A 1,903-nucleotide genomic window follows, 5' to 3' on the forward strand; every position below is an offset into this window, starting at 1 on the left:
CCACTCATTGTCCGAAAGATCGCTTGGGTAGCAGCTTGCTCGACTATTCATGCTCGATTATATCGTCTGGGAAAGTTTTAAGACAGTCTCTTAGAGGTGGTACATCCGATATGAACCCCACCTGAAGCTTTCTGTTTAGTTCAGGTCAAAACCGACTGTGCTGTAATGCCAACTCTTGCCGCAGCTTCGGCTGGGACCCCAGCAAAAAGAATGAATCAAGGACTCCCTACACCTGGCGCCTCACGATGAGCGCGGTGGCGTTGTCGGGTGCCCCGGCCTCGAGCGCCCGCTGCACCAGGGCTTCGGCGGCGGCCTGGGAACTTTCGGCCTGATTCAATATCTGGGCCATCTGGGCTTCGCTCACCTCGCCCCAGACCCCGTCGGAAACGAGCAGCAAGGCCTCGCCGACCTCGAGGGTAGCGGAAAGCTGGCCGGTGGTGGTCTCGAGGGTTTCCACGTAGCCTTCCTGGGGCTGGCGCAGGCTGCCCAGCGAGCGCAAGACCTGGTTGCGGTCGGGGTGGCGCATGGCCTCTTCGCGGGTGATCATCTGGCTGGTTACCAGGGCAGCGACCAGCGAATGGTCGCGGGTGAGCTGCCTAAGCTGCCCCTGGCGCCAGAGGTAGATGCGGGTGTCGCCCACGTGGGCCACGGTGTAGCGCGTACCCCACAGGATCACCCCGCTCAGGGTGCAGCCGCCCTCCTGTCCTGCCAGGGCCTCGAGCACGGCCTGGTTGGCAGCCCAGACCAGCTGCACCCCCCAGTCGGACTGGGCCTGGGGGTGGTCGAGGGGGTGGGGCAGGCTGCCTCCAATGAAGGTCTCGACGGCGGCCTGGCTGGCCCGCTCGCCCGCGGCCATGCCGCCCATGCCGTCGGAAACGCAAGCCCTGAGCAGCAGGGTGCGGCCAAACTCCGACTGGACGCGCTCGAGGCGGTACGAGTAGGCGTCCTGGTTGTAGTGGCGGCTGGGGTTGAGGCCCACGCTGGTGGCCTCGCCCAGCTCGAGCACCACCTCCACCTCGCTTGGCCGCCAAAGCCTTTTGAGCAGGGCCAGGGCTTGCCTGGGAGTGACCCGCTCCTCCAGGGGGGCCAGCATCTGCGCGAGGGCCTGGGGAACCCCTGGCAGCGGAATGCCCGCCAGCAAAAGTTCGCTGGGCCCTTCTACCGGCAGCGCCGTGCCGGTCAGCAGCTCGAACAACAAGGCCCCCAGCAGGTAAACCCCGGTCTTGCTGCTCAGGGGCGCTTCGGCCAGCACTTCGGGCGGGGTAAAGCCCTGCCGCCAGACCTTAGGCGGCGGCTCACCCAAGCGAGCCAGCCGGGGAGGCAGGGCGAGGCGGGGGCCCTGGTTGGTCTGACGCAAGGCCTGGGGCTCGAGGTCTACCAGGGCCAGCCCCTTGAGCTCGAGGAAGTAAACCAGCTGGGCCAGCGGCTGCACCACGGCCAAAGCTGCCGGCAGCGCAAGGGGCGGTTGGATGGGCGGGCCGTCCAGGGCCTCGAGGGCCGTTCCCTCGGGCCCGGTGTAGACCAGCCGGGGTAGCAGGCGGTGGTGATCCAGCCCGGCCAGCAGGCTGGCATCGTACCCTGGCCTGACCAGCAAGGCTTCCTCGCCCCGCCGGGCGGTCATCCACCCCCCCCAGAAGGGGCTGCCCACCTCAAAGGTCAGGGGGCCCCAGGTGTGCACCGAGCCCGGCGCCAGGGTGGCGTTTTCCACTGTGGGAGGCAAAACGGCTTCCTCCAGAAAATCCCCTTCGGAAGCGGCTTTGGATGTTTGAACGCCTGGGGGTGGCAGGCCCATGTCGGGGTGGACCATACCCTCGGCCTCGGCCTGCAAAATTTCCTGGATTTCCTCTTTGTTGGGGCCCTGATCCGGCCTGGATGTTTGAACGCCAGGGGGCGGCAGCTCCTC

1 protein-coding gene is annotated in these 1,903 nt (G+C 66.5%); it reads right to left on the bottom strand.

The genetic code is table 11. From position 1 onward, the window contains the following. Positions 1–226: 226 nt before the first annotated feature. Positions 227–1,903: PP2C family protein-serine/threonine phosphatase (locus tag Q355_RS16005; RefSeq protein WP_051529437.1), on the bottom strand; the 1,677-nt coding region annotated here is incomplete at its 5' end.

The sequence above is a fragment of the Meiothermus cerbereus DSM 11376 genome (assembly GCF_000620065.1).
Classification (GTDB): domain Bacteria; phylum Deinococcota; class Deinococci; order Deinococcales; family Thermaceae; genus Meiothermus; species Meiothermus cerbereus.